Source organism: Flavobacterium sp. LC2016-23 (assembly GCF_009674775.1).
GTDB lineage: Bacteria > Bacteroidota > Bacteroidia > Flavobacteriales > Flavobacteriaceae > Flavobacterium.
The window spans coordinates 98,827-120,323 of the sequence record NZ_WKKE01000002.1 but is presented as its reverse complement, the minus strand read 5'-3'; the positions used below and the strand labels follow the sequence as shown (position 1 = coordinate 120,323).

Sequence of the window (21,497 nt, the reverse complement as noted above, 5' to 3'; positions counted from 1 at the left end):
TCAAGTAAAGAATCCCTTAAACTAAACTTTACTAAAACTACTTATTTTGTATCCCACCAAAGTTTAGTACCTCCGGAATCAGGACCTTTAAGTTTTGCGATTGCATCTGTAACGGCGTCTCTGTTTGATGAATATTCATTGGTAACAAAGATTACACGTTTCATCAGGCTTTTACCTACGCCGGCCTCCACATTATCTGTATTCAGTATCGGGTAAATAACTTTAGCATCACTTCTGCGTAAATCAGCCCATGCTTCCCAGGATTCAGGGAATATTGCTAAATATTTCTGAACTGCAATTTGTGTACGCTGGTTGGCTACAGAAGCATCCCATGCTACAGGAAGTGTCACAGGAACAGTTTGTAGGCCTAACGATGGATAAGCAGCTGCAACATTTGGCACACTTGGTGTAGAGGTTCCTGAGATATAATTACTTATAGTAGTAGCATCAGTAATACCCCATTGTCTCAATGATAATGCAATACCCTGCTCGTACAGACTTTGCGCGGTACCACTCATGTTCCATCCATTTAATGCGCCTTCAGCTCTGCTTAAATAGTTTTCAGAAGCCATGAAGATTTCAATGTTTTTGGTCTCACTAAGGCTTCCGTTAGGACCACTTCCCAGCACGTCATTATTAAACATAGAGAACTTAGTAGTTCCAAACTGCCCTTGTAAACCTCCAACAGGTCTTCCCTGATACACACCTGTATCAATTGGAGAGAACCATTTTGCCAGTCTTGGATCACCATATCCTACCAAAAGACTTTCCATAGAAGCGGTCATATAATATCCCCAAGCATTTACAATCATGTTCATGTTGTTTGGTGTAATATTACTTACTTTAAAAGTAGCGCTTTGCTCATTCGTTTCTATAACACCTGCAGCTACTGCGGCTTCTGCCTGAGTTTTTGCTTTTGCAGGGTCAATATCCGAAATTCTTAAAGCTAAACGCAGTCTAAGACTGTTTCCAAATCTTTTCCAGTTCTGTACATTTCCTGAATATACTCTGTCATTAGGCTGAAGGGTACCTACTGTTGTTGCTGAAGTAGCGCTAAGTGTAGCATTTGCTTCATCTAACAGTTTAAAAAAGTCTGCATAAATAAATTCTACACTATCGTAAGGTACTTTTTCCTTATTATTCCCTGCTTCTGTGTAAGGAATCGGACCATAAGCATCTGTCATTTGATTGTACATGAATACTTTCCAGATTTTTAGTACTGCAAGTGCGTCAGCATTTCCTGCAGATGCTTTGATAGCATTGTTTAATGCCGGTACGGCAACGGTGTAGAATCTTAACCATCCACGTCCTTCATAACCATTTACAAATGCATTTCTTTCTGTACCATATCCACAGCTTAAATATTGTGTAAAAGTAGAGGGTAAAATACCTGTTGCAATACCCCAGGTTCCCTGATCATCTACTCCCGGTGAAGAGTACGATCCATTATGTATCCCTGCATATAATGCTGAGGCAAATGCAGGACCTGCAAGAGTCTGATCTAACTGATCTTCTGTCAACGTATTTTTATTGGTGTTGATCTCATCAAAATCCTGTGTACAGCTTGAAAAAACAGAGAGCATCGACAGGACCACTCCAATTGTTTTAATTTTATAATTATTTTTCATGTTATTTTTTTTAAATTAAAATCCAAACTTTACATTCACACCATATTCTCTCGTTGAAGGAATATTAAAAGACTCAATACCTTGTAAGTTTCCTGTACCAGCTCCTGCTTCAGGATCAAAGTATTTTGCTTCGTTCAGGAAGAAGAATAAATTTCTTCCTACTATTGAGAAATCTATATTAGCAAAACCGCTGTTCATCAACATACGCTTTGGCAATGAATATCCAAAAACAAGTTCTCTTAATCTGATGTTTGTGGCATCATAAATAAAAGGTTCTGCTACCGGTGTTCTTTGTCCGATTGCTGTCCAGTATTGTTCTGCTGTAATACTTGTTGTATTCTGAACATAAGATCCTCCGCTTGCTACTACACCGGGAACAACAATTCCGCCTTCTCTTCCTGCTAAAGTGATATCACTTACCCCTAAACCGGCTTGTCTCGCCTGTGTATAAGAGATTACTTCTCCACCAATTCTAAAATCAACAAGGAAACTTAGTGAAAAATCTTTATATCTGAAATTATTTTTAAAACCAGCCGTCCAGTCCGGGTTAAAATTACCCGCGCGAACACTAAAATCATCCGTCGCCAAAGGTATACCGGCAGCGTTTACAATAATCTGACCATCAGGTGCTCTTTGAAAACCTTTGATGTATAAATCACCATATTCGCCTCCTTTAATCACTTTACTTCTCACCAATCTTCCTTCACCAATAACCAATTCTTCTCTGTTATCATAGATAGAAGTAATTTTAGATTTATAAGAAGCATAATTCGCCATAATATCCCAGGAGAAATTTTCTGTCTGTATAGGCGTTGCTGTAAGCGTAAGCTCTACCCCTTTGTTTTCGATATCACCACCGTTTAATACTGCTCTTGATTTTGAAGAAGATTCAGGTGTGTTGATGTAGAAAATCTGATCTGATGTTTTGGTCTGGAAATACGTAAAATCTAATCCCAAACGGTTTTTAAAAAATCTCACATCCGCACCAACCTCTGTAGAACTTGACATTTCCGGTCTAAGGTTAGGATTTGCAGCTGTAGTCTGAGAATACAACATACCACCATTACCGCCAATGTAAGACAATTGAGAACTTGTCTGGTAAGGATCTGTATCATTACCCACTTTGGCATAAGAGGCTCTTAATTTAGCAAAGCTAATCACTTCCGGCAAAGTAACCATATCTGATACCACAGCAGAAATACCAGCTGAAGGATAAAAGAAAGATCTGTTTTGTGAAGGCAATGCAGAAGACCAGTCATTTCTTGCTGTTATATCCAGGAATAAATAATTTCTGAATCCAATTTGAGAAAATCCGTAAACAGAATTAACTTGTTTCTCTGACATGGTAGAAAGAGACTGAACTGTAGCCACGTTGATTAAAGAAAAATAGTTTCTTTTACTTAAAACCCCGCCTGAATTTAATGCAGAACTGGATTGTTTCAGCATGTTGGCACCGGCGTTAAGACCAATTGTAAAATCACCAAATGTATCTTTATACGAAAGTAATGCATCTGTATTGAATTCACTTACTGTTTCGTATGATTCACTATACGAACCTAAGTTATTATTAAATGCACGGGTCGCATATCTGTTTCTGACTGTTTTATTCGTCATTTGATCCAGACCACTTCTTATTTGTAAACTTAAATTACTTGTCATATCATACTTAAGAGACGCAAGACCTATAAATCTGTTTCTTTTGTCATCTCTTGAATCATCACGTAAGGCAGACCAGTATGGATTTCCTCCCGGAGAACCTGCTTCATCTATAAAATAATTCTGCTGCAATTGTCCTGCTGCATCGGTATATTCGAAATTGCGGTATTCGTTGAATTTAATACTACGAGGCAATAAATAAGCAGATGTACCAATAGATTCCTCACCGGTTCTCAATAAATTATCGATGTTCTGAACGATGTAGTTTGTTTTTACATCCAAAGAAAATTTATCTGATAATTTACTTGTCAGTCTTAAGTTAAGGTTGTGTCTGTCTAAAGCATTTCCGCCAACAATACCTTCTGCACGAGTATTTGTATACGAGAAGTATCCTTGTGCTTTCTCATTTCCTGTAGTAATAGATATTGTATTGGCCAGGTTATATCCTGTTTTATAAAAGTCAATAACGTTATTAGGCTGTGCTGAATAACTTGTAGTTGCAGGACCTGTATAATTAGGATTACGGGCTAACTGCCAGGCCGAAACCTGACGTCCGTCTAATTTTCCTCCCCAGCTTGATACCGAGATCGGATTATAATTGCCTCCGTCTCCCTGACCGTATTCGTTTTGAAAATTGGTCAGATTATAAGCTGAAGATGCCATAAAATTAGAAGACAATGAAACCGAAGTTTTTCCTGCTTTACCGGATTTAGTCGTAATAATAATAACACCATTACTTGCTCTGTTTCCGTAAAGAGCTGCCGCAGAAGGTCCTTTAAGAACTGTCATAGAAGCAATATCTTCCGGGTTAATATTCGAAATACCGTCAGGCTGTGTTGTTCCACCTGTATCAATATCAGGATTTCCGGTTGTAGTTCCGTTACTGATTGGCACACCATCTACCACATAAAGCGGTTGGTTGTTACCGTTAAGAGACCTGTTCCCTCTAAGTGTAATTCTGGATGAACTTCCTACTCCGTTTGAAGTGGTAGAGAAGTTAAGACCGGCAACTTTACCAGAAAGTGAGTTGGCAACGTTTAGTGATCTTGCTTCTGAAAGCTCATCTACCGCGATATTTTGCGCAGAATAGGTAACGGCCTTTTTCTCTCTCTTGATACCAAGTGCCGTTACTACTACTTCCCCTAACTGGTTCGTGTCTGCGCCTAACGTAACATTGAGGTTCGTTTGTGTTCCAACAGGGATTTCTTTTGTAGCTGAGCCTACATAAGAGAATACTAATACTGCTGACTGATTTGGAACATTAATACTGTACTTCCCATCAAAATCTGTTGACACACTAGTTTTTGTTCCTTTTACCACAACATTCGCTCCCGGGATTGGAATTCCGCTGGAAGCATCTGTGATAGTCCCTTTTACTGTTGTTTGTGCCTGAAGACTTTGAAATCCGAACAGGCAAACTACCAACAGTAATTTTAGTACATCTTTAATCATATAGTTGTTTTTTGAGTTAATAACATGTTAAATTTAATGATAGGTTTTGTTAACTAAATCATTATTTCGACAAATGACAATTTTGAAAAGGTGTACGTTACACATTTATAAAAACCCTCATTTTTTCATAGTTAAATTCCTTACTTTTTAAACCATAACATGTTATTAATCCAAACGATTTATCAAATTATTAAACGTATTCATTACAAAAAGCTTAAAAACCTGAATATCCTATTTTTTCAACTACAGTGCTAATCGATAACTTTGAAGCTTTGCTTTTGTAAGTCTGTCGAATTTCCGCCAACCATTACTTCAAAATCACCGGCCTCAACCACTCTCTTCATTTCTTTGTTCCACAGACTTAATTCGTCAGCCGTTAAAACAAATTCTACCTGTTTGGTTTCTCCTTTTTTAAGGAATACCCTTTTGAAGCCCTTTAATGTTTTCTTAGGAGTAGTGACACTGCTGTATACATCATCGATATACAATTGCACTACTTCATCTCCATCATAATTTCCGGTGTTTTTAACGGATACGCTTACTTTAAGTTCACCGTTACTCTTAATGTATTTATTACTTAAGGTAAGATTTGAATATTCGAAAGTCGTGTAGCTTAAACCATATCCGAAAGTGTAAAGCGGATTTTCGCTTTCGCTTACATATCGGTGAATGGCTGATGGTTTCTGATTGTAATATATAGGTAGCTGTCCGACAGATTTAGGAAATGTAATCGGCAGTCTTCCGCCGGGATTGTAATTTCCAAAGAGGACATCGGCTACCGCTTTTCCTCCCGCCTCACCTGGAAACCAGCCTTCTACGATGGCAGGAATATTTTCGCTGATCCAGTTTACAGAAAGCGGACGGCCATTTAACAGTACACAAACAACAGGCGTTCCTGTTTTTTGAATTGCTTCTATCAGTTCCTGCTGCATTCCGTGTAAATCCAAAGAAGCTACGTCCCTGTTCTCTTCTACCAATTCGTTCGATTCTCCTAAAACCACGATGGCAACATCAGCTTTTTTCGCAGCCTCTACAGCAGGCTGTAAGTTCACTCTTTCTAAATTCCAACGCAGGTGGGCTCTGGCTCCCCAGCCTCCTTCCCACATTTCTATGCGGACTTTGTATTTTTTACCGGCTTCGATATTTTTGGGAGTGGTCACCATATTGGTTGCTCCTTTGGTCCAGTTGTCAATCACCAGCTGATCGTCAATCCACATTCTGATTCCGTCATCGGAACTTAGCCCAAGCCAGCCGTCAAATGCTTTTTCTGATTTTATGAAACCCGTCCAGCGAATCGAAAAATCATCATCTGCCACTCCGTCTCCCGGAGACCATGGCCAGTCAAATTCCAACTGACTGTCAATACGGGTCAGCACCGGGCTTCCTTCTAAATTTCTATTATTAAAATATTCTCCTTTTAATCCGTTTTGAGATTCATCCGGAGTCAGCAAATACGCTTTTGGGATGACTTGTCCCATTACGATTAGCGGTACGCCTTCTTCATAAATTACGTTTGTTTTGGCACCCACAACTTGTTTAACACCTTCTAAAACCGTAGTTCCGATTTTGTTTTTCACAGCATAACCGCCTAATCGTGAAACATTGGCATTTGGCCCGATCACAGCAACTGTTTTGATATCTTTATTTAATGGAAGTGTATTGTTTTCGTTTTTTAATAAAACCATCGATTTAAGTCCCGCTTCTAAAGCAATAGCCTGATTTTCTTTGGTATGAAAACGGTCTTTGATTAAGTTGGTGGCTGTATACGGATTTTCAAATAATCCCAGTAAAAATTTCAGACGCAAAACACCTCCCGCAGCACGGTCGATATCGTCCATGGTTAGTTTTTTTTCATTGACCAGTTCAATCACTGTTTTTTGCCAGAACTCGTTGGTAAAATCGTAGAACTGCATATCAACACCGGCCTGAATGGCTACACGGATACTTTCTTTTGGAGAATCGGTCACATTATGCGTAGTCTGCAGGTATTTGATCGCTCCTAAATCGGAAACTACAATTCCTTTAAAACCCCATTCTTTTCGAAGAACATCTGTCAGCAACCAGTGGTTTGCCGCACAGGGAATTCCGTCTAATTCCGAATAGGCACACATGGTTCCTAAAGCACCGCCTTTTCTGAATGCTTTTTCAAACGACGGAAGATGATCTTCACGGGCCGAACGTTCTCCTACCAAAATTGGCGAGGAATTTCCTCCCGCCTGCGGAATCCCGTGTACCGCAAAGTGTTTCGGCTCTGCAATTATAGAACGGTCTGATTTTAAATCGTCGCCCTGCATTCCTTTTATAAAGGCCAGTCCAATTTCACTGTTTAAGTAGGCATCTTCACCAAAAGTTTCGGCAACCCTTCCCCAGCGGGGCTCGCGGCCTAAATCTAAATTTGGACCTAAACCAAAATGTACGCCGTGTGCCCTGGCTTCGGTAGCAATAACCTGCCCTACCTTGCCTATAAGATTTGTATCCCAGGTGGCACCCAAACCAATATTCATCGGGAAAGCGGTACTTCCGTCATCTAAATAACCATGAAGCATCTCACACATAATAAGTGCTGGAATTCCCCATTTGTTCTTTTTAATCACCTCGCTCTGCAAATCATTGATCATTTTTGCCGAACGGGGATAAATATCATGGATAGCGCCAATCCCTAAATTCCCAATTTGCACATCGGATTTTGATTTAGAAAAATCTTCCTTTTCCTTGAAATATTCGCCTTTGTACATGTCCATCTGGCGTACTTTTTCTTCCAGGCTCATTCTGCCTAACAAATCTTTTACACGATCTTCAACAGGTGTTTTTGCATCCTGATACGGTAATTTTTTTTGTGCATACCCTTCGCTGTAAAAACTAAAAGCCATTACGAAAATAATGGCTGTTTTTTTCATTCTTAATCTTAACATAGTTGTGTTGTTTAGTTTTGTATCACTTTAAGTGTTTTTCCATTCACAAAATCATCATGAGAGGTAAAAAAACCCGGGAGTTTTTTTCCGTTTAGTTCAATTGTTTTGATTTTGCCATCCTTATTTTTTTCCCTTTCAATTACAATACTTTTATTTTTATAATATTTTGAATCCAGTTGAATCGTTATTTTATCGAACATCGGTGTGGTAATCGTATAGACCGGATCGCCAGGTGCTATCGGATAAATTCCCATCATCGAATACACCAGCCAGGCCGACATTGTTCCGGTATCGTCATTTCCGGGCAGGCCTTTGGGTTGATTCTGAAAATATTCCCTAACGAGTTTTTTAACCATTTCCTGACTTTTCCATTCGTCTCCTTTTATATAATTAAAGAGATACGGATAAGCAATGTCGGGTTCGTTGGCCATATCAAATTGTTTGCTGTCAAATACTTTTTGCAACTGGCTGCTAAACGCTTTGTCACCACCCATTAATTGTATCAGTCCTTTGATATCATGCGGTACCATAAAAGCATATTGCCAGGCATTCCCTTCTATAAAGCCAATATTTTCTTCAAAATTAGCTCCGGCAACAGGATCAAACGGTTCGTACCATTTTCCGTCTGCAGTTTTCGGGCGCAGTAATTTTAAATTTTTATCGAATAGTTTTCGGTACGATAGCGAACGGCTTTTAAAACGTTTCTCGTCTTCTTTTTTACCTAAGGCTTTCGCTAAAAGAGCAATCGAATAATCTGAGGCATTGTATTCCTGTGTAGTAGAAACCGGCCCACGGTAATTGGTGCTCAGATAACCTTTTTCGATATATTCTTTAAGTCCGGGACGCAAGGGATTGTTTTCGATCTGATCGGCTCCTTTTAGCATGGCGCTATAAGCTTTTTCAACATCAAAATCACGGATTCCTTTTAAATAGGTATCTGCAATCACAATACTGGCAGGATCTCCGACCATGGTAAAGGTTTCTGTTGAGTTTAATTCCCATTTCGGCAGCCAGCCATTTTCATCATACATTTCGAGCATGCTTTTCACCATATCCGACTGTTGCTGCGGATAGGCCAGAGCCATCAGCTGATGCAGATTCCGGTACGTATCCCATAATGAAAATACGGTGTAACGGGTATTTTTGGTTGTACCAATCTTCCCTCTTTTGATTTCCGGATATTCTCCGTTATAATCATTTAGAGTATTGGGATGAATTAAGGTATGGTACAGTGCCGTATAAAAAATAGTCTTATCTTCTTTTGATCCGCCTTCGATCATAATTTTCGAAAGTTCGGTATTCCAATCGTCATAGGTTTCTTTATAAACCGCTTCAAAGGATTTATTTCCGGTTTCTTTTTCTAAGTTTTCACGGGCATTTTCGATGCTTACATACGAAACCCCAATTTTCACTTCAACGGTTTCTTCTTTGTCAAACTGGTACGAAAAATACGTTCCGATGCTGTCCCCAACCACCATTTTGGTTGTGTTTTCCATCATTCTGGCTTTCCCGTTATAGGTCATCCATTGGGCTTCTGTGCCTTCATATTTTGATGGTTTTTTCCAAACGCCGAATTTATTTGCGGGCTTTGAAAATTTCGCCACAAAATATACCGGATACGCGGCTTCGGGACTGTTATAACAAAAGGAACCGACACTTCTCATGCCTTCAATTTCTGAAGGTGACACTACTTTTACCATTGCTCCTTCTTCGTTGGTTAAACCCAGACCAAGATTTAAAAGAATATTAGACTGTCCTTTCGGGAAAGTAAATTTACTGACCCCGACTCTTTTTGATGCTGTAAATTCTGCTTTGATCTTGTACTTGTCAATATTGACGCTGTAGTAAGCCGCCCTGGCCACTTCGTTTGAGTAGTTGGAGCCGTAAGTGAGATGATTGATTTCTACGGCTCCTGTTGTTGGCATTACTAAAATAACACCTAATTCGGGACAACCTACTCCACTTAAATTGACCTGACTGAATCCGGTCAGGAATGTATTCTCGTGTACATATGGATTAGACAGCCACTGACTGTCTTTTTCTAATTTATTCTGAGATCCGGCTACGTTAAAAGGACTAATACTCGCCATTCCTCTTGGCGCAATCGGTCCCGGAAAAGCAGCTCCGTAATTTGAAGTTCCAATAAACGGATTTACAAAATCTGCCGGTTGCTGTGCTAAAACAGCTGTGCTAAAAAACAGCATGCCTAAAAAACATGCTGTCTGTATTGTGATCCTTTTATTTAAAACCATATTCTAATTGCTATCGGTTAATGGCTTCCACTTTTAACGTCCAGGCTTCTTTTGCCGGTAAATTATTTCTCAGGCTTTCCGGAATTACCACTTTGAATCCCTGAGCTTCTTTGGTCCATTTTAAGGCTGTTTTTGAACCTAACATGGTGATTTTGGTTCCTTTTTTAGGATTGATTGATTTTACAACCACTTCGGCAGGAATTTTTGTTTCTCCTTCTTTCGCCAGATAAAACAAGAAGACGTTTCCGGCTTTATTCTGTGTCATGCAAATGTTATTTTCCTTGAAAGGCTCGATTGGTTTGGTATTATAAATACCGGAACTGTTTACTTTCATCCAGTCTCCGTAGGCTTGCAGTAAATCATAAGCACCCTGCTCCCATTCGCCTTCCGGGCTTGGAGCCACATTCAGTAATAAATTTCCACCTTTAGCTACAACATCAATCAGCATGTGGATTCCTTCTCTTCCGGTCATGTATTTCGCACCCGGACTATACGACCATCCCCCGCCTGACGTAATACAGGATTCCCATGGATAAGGAAGTGTTTTTTCAGGAACACGGTTTTCAGGCGTTAAGTAGTTTTGGTTTTTTCCGTGTACGGCTCTGTCCACCACGATTAATCCCGGTTGTTTTTGACGTGCTTTTACGACAAGTTCGTCCATTTTTGGATCCTGATCTACCACTCTGTGTTTGATAAAACCATTTTTGGATTCGTTTTCAGCAAACTTTTCTTCGTAGTTTTCTTTTAAGTTTTGCTGGTCTCTTTTTCTCACCCATCCTCCATCTAACCATAAAATATCAATTTTACCGTAATCGGATAATAATTCTAAAATCTGGTTGTGCGTGAAATCAACATATTTCTGCCATTTTTCCGGATACAAAGCCGGATCATAATTGACGTTTCTGTCGAATGGCGGAAAGTACGGATCCCAGTAATTCTCATTATGCCAGTCCGGTTTGGAGAAGTAAGCCCCAACGGATAAGTTTTCGTTTCTGAAGGCATTAAAAACTTCTTTGGCAATATTCGCTTTTGGATTTGTACTGAACGCACATCCGGCGTCTGTTACTTTATAATCGGAGTATTTGGTATCAAACATATTGAAACCGTCATGGTGTTTCGTGGTAAAAACCATGTATTTCATTCCGGCATATTTAGCGGCTTTGGCCCATTTTGCAGGGTCGAATTTTACTGGATTGAATGTTTTTTTCAGCCCTTCGTATTCTTTTACATACGCGTTGTAATTACCGGGATTACTTCCTTTTTTACGTTCGCACCATCCATAATCTTCCGGGCAGATCGACCAGGATTCTACAATTCCCCATTCGCTGTACGTTCCCCAGTGCATGAGCAGACCAAATTTTTCGCCCTGCCAGGTGTCTAAATTTTTTAATACTACCGGATCTGTTTCCGGCACGTATCTTTCATCTTCGTAAATGGCTTGTGAAAACATTTGAACCGAAAATAAAATGGCGATTATGAATATTCCTCTTTTCATTTTTAATCTATTTATCATGTTTTATTTATTCTTTTTAATTCACTAAAATTTCATCTACAAACAACCAGGAGCTTTCTCCTTTCGGGCTCTTTTTTAAATTGCCTGCGATTACTTTTACATATCTGGCATTCTGTCTGGCAAAACTGATTTTAAAATCTTTCAGTTCTGATGCAGGATTTACAGCATACGGACGCGCTATTTTCCCCACTTCTTTGTATTTAATCCCGTCACTGGATACCAGCACTTTCAGGAATATGGGAAAATTAACGCCGGCGCCCTGACTTTCCAGCGTTCCGACCGTTACTTCTTCGATACTTTCGACCTGATCAAGATCAACTACCAGTTCCATATCATTTACCAGCCAGGCCTGCCATTGGCCGTCGTGAAAATTTTTGCTTCCTCTTATGGCATTTACCATCTGAAAAGGCCCATCTCCTTTATAATTCTGATTAAAAGGCGTTAAATAACTCACTTTATGCGCCACTGCTTTGTGGAATACGATGGTATCCGTAAAAGTTTTTCCAACCGGTTTATCATTTTGAAAAAGGGAAGCTTTTAAAACCGTTGTTTCGGTAAACGCAATCGGACTGGTGTATTTTAAGGCATTGTGATCGATATTTTTATTGCCTAAAACATAACGGATATCCGGGTTTGGGAATTCATTTTTTAAAGTCACATTGACCTGTTTTTTTGCTACATCAGCACTGGATGAAGCCGTAACGAGATAAGCGCTTTTTGCATAATTGATTCCCAAATGGTCATAACGTCTTAATAATGAACTTAATCTTCCTGTAAAATCTACCCAGTTTCGGCTTTCTTTCGTACTCCACAAAGTTTCAGACAAAGCGGCTAATCTTGGAAAAATCATATACTCGGAATCTTTTGGTCCCGGTAAATACTCTGCCCATAAATTCGCTTGTCCTCCTAATACATGTGCCGCTTCCTGAGGCGTCATTCCGGGAACAACAGGATCAAATTTGTACACTTCACTGAGTGGATTATACGAGTCAAAAGCAATGGGTTCTTCGTTTTGCGGGCCCTGGTAAAAATTAAAATAGCAGGGAGTTTCCGGCGTCATAATAACATCGTGACCTTGTTTTGCCGCATCGATACCGCCTTGTGTTCCTCTCCAGCTCATGACCGTTGCTTCCGGAGCTAAACCTCCTTCTAATATTTCATCCCAGCCAATGATTTTTTTGCCTTTCGAATTGATGTATTTCTCCATTCTTTTTACAAAATAACTTTGCAGTTCGTGGGTGTTTTTAAAGCCGTTGTCTTTCATTCTTTTTTGGCAGTTCGGACATTTTTCCCAATTGGTTTTAGTGGCTTCATCGCCTCCGATATGAATGTATTTGGAAGGAAAAATGGTAACGACCTCATCAATTACATTTTGCAGGAACTCAAAAGTCGATTCCTTTCCGGCACAATAAATATCGGTAATGGGCCATAATCCGCCTGACGGAACTCCGATTCTCTGATCGAAACAAGCCAGTTCCGGGTAAGAGGCAATAGCGCTGCTGACGTGCGCGGGCATTTCGATTTCCGGAATGATTTCGATGTTTTTGGCTGCGGCGTATTTTACGATTTCTTTTAATTCTTCCTGAGTCAGAAATCCGCCGTAGGTTCCTTTTTCATCCGGATTTACCGTAAGTCTCGCATTCCAGCTGGTGTTTTCCTGATCTACCCTCCAGGCTCCTACTTCTGTGAGTTTCGGGTATTTTTTTATTTCGATTCTCCAGCCCTGATCGTCCACTAAGTGCAAATGCAACACATTCATTTTGTGCATGGCCAGGCGGTCGATCGTCTGCAGGATGTAATTTTTATCAAAAAAATGGCGTGACAGATCCAGCATGAGTCCTCTCCACTGAAAACGCGGCTGGTCATTTATGGTAACAGCCGGAATTTCCCATCTGGCAGAAGTCACCACGTACTGACTTTCTATGGCTTCCGGAAGTAATTGCCTGATACTTTCCAGACCATAAATAAAACCGGCATTTCCTTTGGCAGTAATGGTGATGCTTTTTGAATTTACGTCTAAAACATACGCTTCATTTTTTAAAGCCGGATCAACTTTGAATTGTATAAAGTTACCCGCCGGAATCTTCATTGTAATTTCCGGTTTCCAGCCTGCAGCGGTTTCAAATTTACGGATCAAAGCGGTGGAGGCTTCTTTTTGAAAATCACCGTTGACCACAAATTGTGTTTCTTTGGAAAATTTAAAAACGCCTTCTTTTACCACCAGCTGTGTGGGTTTCGGAATGATTTGAATATCCTTTTCAGTATAGGTTTTCTGACTGTAAGCCGAACTTAAAACAGTCAGGAAGAGTACGACAAGGAATGATTTTAATATCCTCATAATGAATTATTTTAGGGATGGTGTTATTTTAAACTGATACTGGTAGGTTTTGTCTCTCAGGAGATATTTCTCCATTGGCCATGCCTGCCAGCTGTCAATACCGCCAACGCCCATTTGTTTGTAATCAATTTTTAAACTGGTTAAATCTCTTTCTTTCAATTCGGCACCATGTCTCTGGTCTTTTTGCAGTCCATCATCCAGATCTTCGTTTAAAAAGTGCAAAGCCGTCGTCGCCAGTAACTCATTTGAAGTAACCGTTATTTTCAACTTATCATTTGATAGTTCCAGCCAGCGTACTTCTGTTTTATTTCCGGTTTCCTGTGGACGGATGTACGGATAAAATTGCTCTGAAACTGTTTGGTTATAAAGACCAACCTGTGAACTGTAATTTCTGTCGATATAATTTTCATGCGGACCTCTTCCGTAATAGTTCAGCGTACTGAAATCTTTCGGCAAAATGATTTCCACTCCAAATCTTGGCAATACGGGTGTTTCTTTTGTTTTATCGATGTTCAGCTGTTCTTTTACGCTTATTTCCCCATTGCTGTTCATCTCATAATTTAATTCCAGAGTCGAAGAAACGGCAGGCAGATTGTAAGTTGCCTTCACTAAAATGGTATTGTCTTTTGCAGCGGAATACACCCAGTTTACCAATACAGGATTCTCTGTAGCATCTTTCCATGCTTTTAATTGTACCTGAAGATTCGCTCCGAAATCATTATCATTTGGGGCTCTCCAAAAGTTGGGACGCAATTGATAACCTTCTTTTAAAACAGGTTCATTATTGAATGTGTAACCACTCATAAATCCTGTTTTTTTATCGAAAGTTATAGTCGCTTTTTCGCTTTTAAATACGGTAGCATTAGCTTCTTTCTCTACTGAAATTTTTCCTGTGCCTGTTATTTTTAGATCATTTTTCCATGTTCCTTTATAAGCTAATTGCTCTGTTGCAATTTCGAAACCTTTTGGTAAAAACGGCTCATCTTGTTTTAACTGATAACTGATATTTACAAAAGCTTCCTGAAATTTTTTGTCGCCTGATTTAATTGGTAACGTATACGTTTTTGACTGCGTTGGGTCAATTGCCAAATCATCAATAATGCCTGAGTCTTGTTTGATTCCGTCTAAGATTAATGTCCAGTGTAAGCTGACATTGCTTAAATCTTTAAATGAAAATTCATTGTACACTTTAATCGTTGCAGTTGCCTTATTATCCCAGGAAGTCAGGATATTCTGCATTACATTTCGCATTTCGAAAGCATGTGGATTTGGTTTTCTTTCGGGATTAAAGACACCATTATCCAAAAAATTATTATCGCTAGGCACATCTTTAGGTCCAAAATCGCCTCCATAAGCAAAAATTTTTGTTCCGTCCGGTTGTGTTTTATAGACGGACTGATCGATCATGTCCCAAATAAAACCTCCCTGAAAATTGGGGTATTTGCGAATTACATCCCAGTAGTCTTTAAAATTCCCCATCGAATTCCCCATAGCGTGTGCATATTCACACTGAATATAAGGTCTTGACGGATTTGGATTGGCCATTATATATTCTTCCATTTTATTGGGAGAACTGTACATTGGATCAATAATATCAGAATCCCATTCAAATTTTAAATCTTTTCCGTCCCAGGCTCCGGCCGTAGCTCTTTCGTACTGAATCGGTCTTGATTTATCTCTGTTTTTAATCCATAAATAACCTCTGTAAAAATTATAACCATTTCCGGCTTCGTTACCCATACTCCATATAATGATCGAAGTATGGTTTTTATCTCTTTCCACCATACGTTGCATGCGCTGCAGGTGCGCGAGTTCCCAATCCGGTTTGTTACCCAATGTTTTGGTTATATCGTAACCCATTCCGTGCGATTCTATGTTGGCTTCATCAACTACATAAATACCGTATTTATCACATAATTCATAGAAATATTCATCGTTTGGATAATGTGACATTCGTACTGCATTGATATTAAATTCTTTCATGACTTTAATATCCTGCTCCATGCGTTCCCTTGAAACGGTTTGTCCTGTGACAGGGTCTGTTTCATGACGGTTTACTCCTTTTATGTAAATCGCTTTTCCGTTTACCAAAAGCTGTCCGCCTTTAATTTCAACTTTCCTGAAACCGATATTGTGATGAATAATTTCTGTAACAGTTCCTTTTTTATGTTTTAAAATAAAATCGATCTGATAGAGATTCGGAATTTCTGCACTCCATTTTTTAGGATTTTCTACAGCGAAATCGAAAGTTTGTTTTTCTGTTAAAGCCGTAATCACTTTTGACGTAATGATTTTATCGCCGTCTTTTAACCGGACGTCTAAAGTATAAGGATCTTTTTTATCTAAGCCTGAAAATTCTGCAGTGATTTTAAGATTTCCGTTGGTATACGAAGCATCTAAGTCCGGAATGATCTCGAAGTCTTTCAAATGCACTTTATTTCGGGCAATGAGGTAGGAATCTCTGGTAATACCACTCATTCTCCAAAAATCCTGACATTCTAAATAGGAACCGTCACTCCATTTCATTACTTTTAAAACGAGGCTGTTTTTACCTGTCTTTACATATTTATTTAAGTTGAATTCAGAAGGTAATTTTCCATCTTCCCCGTAACCCACATACACCCCGTTTACCCAAACCGTAAGATTTGATTTCGCAGCACCAATATGCAGAAAAATATCTTTTCCTTCCCAGGATTTATCAAGGATAACTTCCCGTCTGTACACTCCTGTAGGATTATAATTTTCGGGAACAAAAGGCGGGTTTATTTTGATGTATTTCGAAAAATCATAGGTTGTATTGGTGTAAACAGGATATCCGTAACCATTTACATCCCAGGTTGCGGGGATTTTAAAATTATCCCAGGCTGCATCATTAAAAGTGCTGTTTTCAAATCCGGTTGGCAAATCATTCGGTTTATCAACGTATTTAAATTTCCAGGTTCCGTTGAGATTCAGGTAGTTTTTAGATTCTTTCCAGTCGTTTTTAGCAGCCAGTGCTTCATTTTCAAAAACATAGTAAGCAGCATGCATGGGCTCCCGGTTCTCTTCGTTTATTTTTTCATTTTGCCAAAAGGGAACTTTCTCCTGTGCGTTAACAGCTAGTATTGACGTAATTAATAATGATACTATGGATATTGTTTTTTTCATTTTTGTTTTTATTTGAACACATAGCCCGATAGCTATCGGGATAGATTTTAAAAAGTTTAAAAAAAATGGTATGGCATTTATTTAAATCTTTTGTGAGAGAAAAAATCTATGTTTCTATGTGTTTAAAATTTTATTTTCTGCTTGTCATTTCGACGTAAGGAGAAATCACATAAAGTGAAGACATACAGTACGTCGCTCTCCGGATGTGATTTCTCGTTCCTCGAAATGACAAAAATGCGTATACAAATACTTTATTACTTATCCCACGACATTTTAAATTTGGCGTCTTCCATCCGGTGTCCTTTTTCCTCGTCGGAAATGGCATAATTAAATCCGGATCGTAAACTGTAACCGGCATGTTCCCCGTTTTTATTCAGGGCGATAAATCCGACCTGCAGGTATTCCATGTCTTTGTGGTTTTTATGTTTGTTGTAAATACGTTCTGTAATTTCCTTGCAGGCATCAAAAGGTGATTTTCCCTGACGCATTAATTCTACTACCATCGCACTTCCGGCAGTTCTGATTACAGCTTCACCTAAACCTGTTGCCGCAGCAGCTCCTACTTCATTATCAAGAAAAAGACCCGCGCCGATGATTGGGGAGTCACCGACGCGACCGTGCATCTTCCAGGCAGCTCCACTTGTGGTGCAGCCACCAGACAGATTACCGTCTTTATCTAACATTAACATACTTATGGTATCGTGATTTTCTATATTGATCACGGGTTTGTATTTGGAATCTTCCAGCCATTTTTTCCAGTCTTTTTCAGATTCCGGAGTCAGTAAATTTTCTTCCTTAAAACCTTCGGCCAATGCAAACTGAAGTGCTCCCTGTCCGGCCAGCATCACGTGAGGTGTATTCTGTAATACTCGCTTGGCTACCGAAATCGGGTGCATAATCCCCTGCAGAAAACAAACCGAGCCACAATTGCTGTTGTGATCCATAATGCAGGCATCTAACGTTACTTTCCCTTCGCGATCCGGATATCCACCATAACCAACACTTCGGACATTCGGATCTGCTTCAGGAATTTTCATACCGGCTTCAATGGCGTCTAAAGCTGATTTTCCGGCTTGTAGTTCTTTCCAGCTTTCCTGATTGGCAGGTAAACCATGATTCCATGTCGAAATGATAACCGGTTTTTTTTGCTTCTTTACCGGATTTTCTATTGCTTCCTCTTCTTTATTTTTTGCAAATCCGCTGTAGCCTAAAACCGAACTTAGGGCCAGTGTGCCTAAAGTTGTTTTTTTTATAAAATCTCTTCTATTTGACATCTGTTTACTTTTTAAATGAAATATACCGGAAAAATACTATTTTAAACTGGCTTTTGTTGCAGCGATCGTCTTTAAATTAGCATCGGATAATGCATTTCCATCAAAGAAAGAAACCCCTGTTGCGCCGTTCTCTTTTGCCAGTAAAATGGCTTCATTCAATTCGGCATCTGATTTTAATCCCGGAATATAAATTCCCGTATTGATTTTTGTCTTTTTTCCTTCTAAATCAGCAACTCCCTGTTTTGTCGCATAACCTACCCAGTCAATTTCCTCATTGTAAAAACTATGGTAAATCATTGGGTACACCTCATCGATATTCCATTTGTCCCAACGCTGGCGTACCATATGATCTGCCATTTCCGGATAAGGGAAGACAGCTGCGGTTAATTTTACATGGTGCTTGTGCGCAATTTCATAAGCATCATCAACTACCGCTTTTATCGCATTCAGCCTGAAGTTTTTCCACTCCATATCAATGGCTGTATTGTGGCTTGTTTTTGGATTTTTATGATGTTCTTTTTCAAATTTACTGACGCAGGCGTCACAATAACAGAAATCAAATTGCGGTAATTCTTCGTCCTGCACCAAATTGTATTTTGGAAGTAAACTGATCGGCAAAAAGATGTCCGGAAAACGAATGTAATCTAAATGTACACTTTCAATTCCTTCTACTTTTGCCAGACCTTCTACAAGGCCCAAAACGTGTTCTCTGGATTCTTTTTTTGTCGGACAAAGCCATTGGTAATAATCTACATACGGACGGTTATCAAAACAGGACTTTCCATCTTTACTGACCTGATACCAGTCCGGATGCTGTAAGGCCACTGAATCGTTGGGGCGATTCATGGCCATAATCCAGGCGTGTACTTTTAATCCTTTTTCTTTCGCTATTGGTACTAATCTTCCTAAAAGTTTGGGATCGGTATTGGTATTAATCAAAACCTCATCGATACCGCCGTCTTTGTATTTTTTGAATTCTTTGGCGTAATCTTCATCTGTTCTTTTGGCATCGGCAGTAATCCATACCCCAAATTTAAAAGTAGTTTCCTCCTTTTTGGCACATGAAAAGATACTTAAAGCCAATATAAAAAGTAATAATTTTGGTAGTTTCATAGTTAGTTTAGTTGGTTATGATTTTGCCATCTTGTCTGATAATAAATATTTTATCGGAAAATGGACTTTTTACTGAAATATTAAATCCTGAAGCATGGTTTTCCAGCCTGGGTTTTAAAACTTTAGTGTCAATGCTAATCGGCTCTTTCGTTAGATTTGCCAGAGATGCTGCCCATTTATTATTCTTTTGATAATATTCTTTTTGTGCTCTGTAAAGCGTATACAATTCCCATTTTACTTTTTCTTCCTGCGGGATTGTAAAACTGTCTTTTCCTTCTTTGGAAGAAAAATAAACATAACCCCATTTTTCAGGTTCATGCATATTGATGACGCCCATTGGCGACCACACCCAATTGTACTCCGGTAAAAATTTACCGTCTGCACCTTTCTTGCGTTCGTACCCTTTTTCGGTTACGGTGTGCTGCCAGTTAACTCTTGAAAAATTAACGCGCCAGAATTTATCTGCTGGCACATTTTTGTCAAAATAAGACGTTTTATAAGATGCCCAGGGAATGGCCATTTCTAATACCCATCCTTCATCAGTATCGTTTGGGTTATTCAGCGTTCCTTTGATTTTTACCGCGGATTTGAGCCCCGGAATATTCCAGTCGTTTAAAACAACATTATCATTTTCTCTGTAAGGTTTTGACAAAAACAGATCCCAGGCTGTATTTAATGCATTAATTTCTAATTCGTAATAATTAAAAGTGTCGCTATCGGGGTCAATAAAAACTTCAAAATCATTGTTGTAAAAAATAATCGTATCGCGCTGTTTTAAATTCGCCCAGACATGTGGTTCATCAATCTTAGCTAGTATATAAAAATTGGTTTCATCCCAGAGCATTTTAACTTTTGTCCCATATTTCGGTTTTACGTTATTTTCGATATCTTCAAAAAGGGTTGTCCATTCTGCTTTATTCCAGGCAGGATCGCTATCCTCTCCGTCAATTATAATCGGATTTGCTGTTTTTGACGCCACATAGGTTTTAGGTGTAATTCCCTTGCCTGACTGAGCAAAGCCAAACAAAGAAAAACACCCTAAGATCGTTACCAATAACTTGCTTTTAATTTGCGTCATTTTTTATAAACTGTTATCTTTTGTAAATTGTATTACTTCGCTTAATTTACCAAACGCCATGGCCACCACTGTATCTGCTGCTCCGTAGTAAACGGCTAATTTATCTTCTTCCACATCATGTAAAGCGGCGCATGGAAATACCACATTTGGCACATCGCCTACCTGTTCGTAAAGCTCTGCCGGACCTAATAAATAAGGCTGTGTTCTGTATTTTACATTCTCCGGTTTTTCTGTTTCCAAAAGAGCTGCTCCCATTGCATAACGGAACCCGTTACAGGTATTGATTACCCCGTGGTACAGCATTAGCCAGCCTTCTTCCGTAAGAATAGGGATTGGTCCTGCCCCAACTTTGGTACATTGCCATGCACTATCTTCAAAAGGAGTTGGTTTCATTACCAGTCTGTGTTCTCCCCAGTATTTCATATCCGGGCTGTAACTGATCCAGATGTCTCCAAAAGGCGTATGTCCGTTATCACTCGGACGGCTTAACATCGCGTATTTTCCGTTTATTTTTTGTGGAAATAAAACACCGTTTCTGTTGAATGGCAAGAAGGCATTTTCGCACTGGAAAAATTCTTTAAAGTCAAAAGTATACCCGATACCAATTGTAGGTCCGTTATACCCGTTACACCAGGTGATCCAGTAACGGTCTTCAATAAATACCACACGCGGATCGTATTTATAAGCCGATTCAATCATTTCAGTATTACCCGACTGCATTACAATAGGTTCGTGATTAATGTCCCAATCGATACCATTTTTACTGAAACCGGCAAAAATATTCATTTGTACCGCTTTGTTATCACATCTGAAAACACCTGCAAACCCATCTTCAAAAGGTACAACAGCACTGTTAAAAATACTGTTAGACGAAGGAATTGCATATCTGTCAATAATTGGATTTTCAGAATATCTCCACATTACATCATTACTGTTTTCGGGTCTGTCTTGCCAGGGAATAGTACTCATTTTGCTTTTATTTTTTTATTTATTGTTTGTTTTATTCTCTCACTTTTGTCATTCTGACGAAGGAAGAATCACAAAAGAAATTTCGCAGTCTAAAGCGTCAATCTCTGTATGGTCATCGTTCCCATAAATAACAAACTGTGTCAGTAATCTTCTATTTTTAATTAT

At 39.1% G+C, this 21,497-nt stretch carries 11 protein-coding genes; all 11 read right to left on the bottom strand.

Translation table 11 applies throughout. The features are described 5' to 3' along the window. Nucleotides 1-41 precede the first annotated feature (41 nt). The 11 genes from GJU43_RS02075 to GJU43_RS02025 all read right to left on the bottom strand — a co-directional run bounded on the left by GJU43_RS02075 (nucleotide 42) and on the right by GJU43_RS02025 (nucleotide 21,332). Nucleotides 42-1,628, bottom strand: coding sequence for a SusD/RagB family nutrient-binding outer membrane lipoprotein (locus GJU43_RS02075; RefSeq protein ID WP_154339193.1), 1,587 nt, complete (start codon nucleotides 1,626-1,628; stop codon nucleotides 42-44). 15 nt (nucleotides 1,629-1,643) lie between these two features. Next, entirely contained in the window at nucleotides 1,644-4,736 is a 3,093-nt protein-coding gene (locus GJU43_RS02070) for a SusC/RagA family TonB-linked outer membrane protein (protein ID WP_154339192.1), read from the bottom strand. 251 nt (nucleotides 4,737-4,987) lie between these two features. Beyond that, nucleotides 4,988-7,648 carry a glycoside hydrolase family 3 N-terminal domain-containing protein gene (locus tag GJU43_RS02065; protein ID WP_154339191.1) on the bottom strand — a complete coding sequence of 887 codons (2,661 nt, stop codon included), beginning with the start codon at nucleotides 7,646-7,648 and terminating at the stop codon, nucleotides 4,988-4,990. 11 nt (nucleotides 7,649-7,659) lie between these two features. Continuing rightward, nucleotides 7,660-9,900 carry a GH92 family glycosyl hydrolase gene (locus tag GJU43_RS02060; protein WP_154339190.1) on the bottom strand — a complete coding sequence of 747 codons (2,241 nt, stop codon included), beginning with the start codon at nucleotides 9,898-9,900 and terminating at the stop codon, nucleotides 7,660-7,662. Nucleotides 9,901-9,910: 10 nt separating this feature from the next. Then, on the bottom strand, nucleotides 9,911-11,395 hold the full coding sequence (locus GJU43_RS02055; protein WP_154339189.1) for an alpha-L-fucosidase: 1,485 nt from the start codon (nucleotides 11,393-11,395) through the stop codon (nucleotides 9,911-9,913). Between the two features lie 34 nt (nucleotides 11,396-11,429). Further along, complete coding sequence (locus tag GJU43_RS02050; RefSeq protein WP_154339188.1) at nucleotides 11,430-13,751, bottom strand: beta-N-acetylhexosaminidase; 2,322 nt, start codon at nucleotides 13,749-13,751, stop codon at nucleotides 11,430-11,432. 6 nt (nucleotides 13,752-13,757) lie between these two features. Next, nucleotides 13,758-16,898 (bottom strand): glycoside hydrolase family 2 TIM barrel-domain containing protein, encoded by a 3,141-nt coding sequence (locus tag GJU43_RS02045; RefSeq protein WP_154339187.1) that lies wholly within the window; start codon nucleotides 16,896-16,898, stop codon nucleotides 13,758-13,760. Between the two features lie 254 nt (nucleotides 16,899-17,152). Continuing rightward, on the bottom strand, nucleotides 17,153-18,172 hold the full coding sequence (locus GJU43_RS02040) for an isoaspartyl peptidase/L-asparaginase family protein (protein WP_154339186.1): 1,020 nt from the start codon (nucleotides 18,170-18,172) through the stop codon (nucleotides 17,153-17,155). Between the two features lie 36 nt (nucleotides 18,173-18,208). Beyond that, nucleotides 18,209-19,285, bottom strand: a complete 1,077-nt coding sequence (locus tag GJU43_RS02035; RefSeq protein ID WP_154339185.1) for a putative glycoside hydrolase — start codon at nucleotides 19,283-19,285, stop codon at nucleotides 18,209-18,211. Nucleotides 19,286-19,292: 7 nt separating this feature from the next. Next, nucleotides 19,293-20,363, bottom strand: a complete 1,071-nt coding sequence (locus GJU43_RS02030; protein WP_154339184.1) for a carbohydrate-binding family 9-like protein — start codon at nucleotides 20,361-20,363, stop codon at nucleotides 19,293-19,295. A gap of 3 nt (nucleotides 20,364-20,366) precedes the next feature. Continuing rightward, nucleotides 20,367-21,332 (bottom strand): glycoside hydrolase family 130 protein, encoded by a 966-nt coding sequence (locus tag GJU43_RS02025; RefSeq protein WP_154339183.1) that lies wholly within the window; start codon nucleotides 21,330-21,332, stop codon nucleotides 20,367-20,369. Between the last annotated feature and the right edge of the window lie 165 nt (nucleotides 21,333-21,497).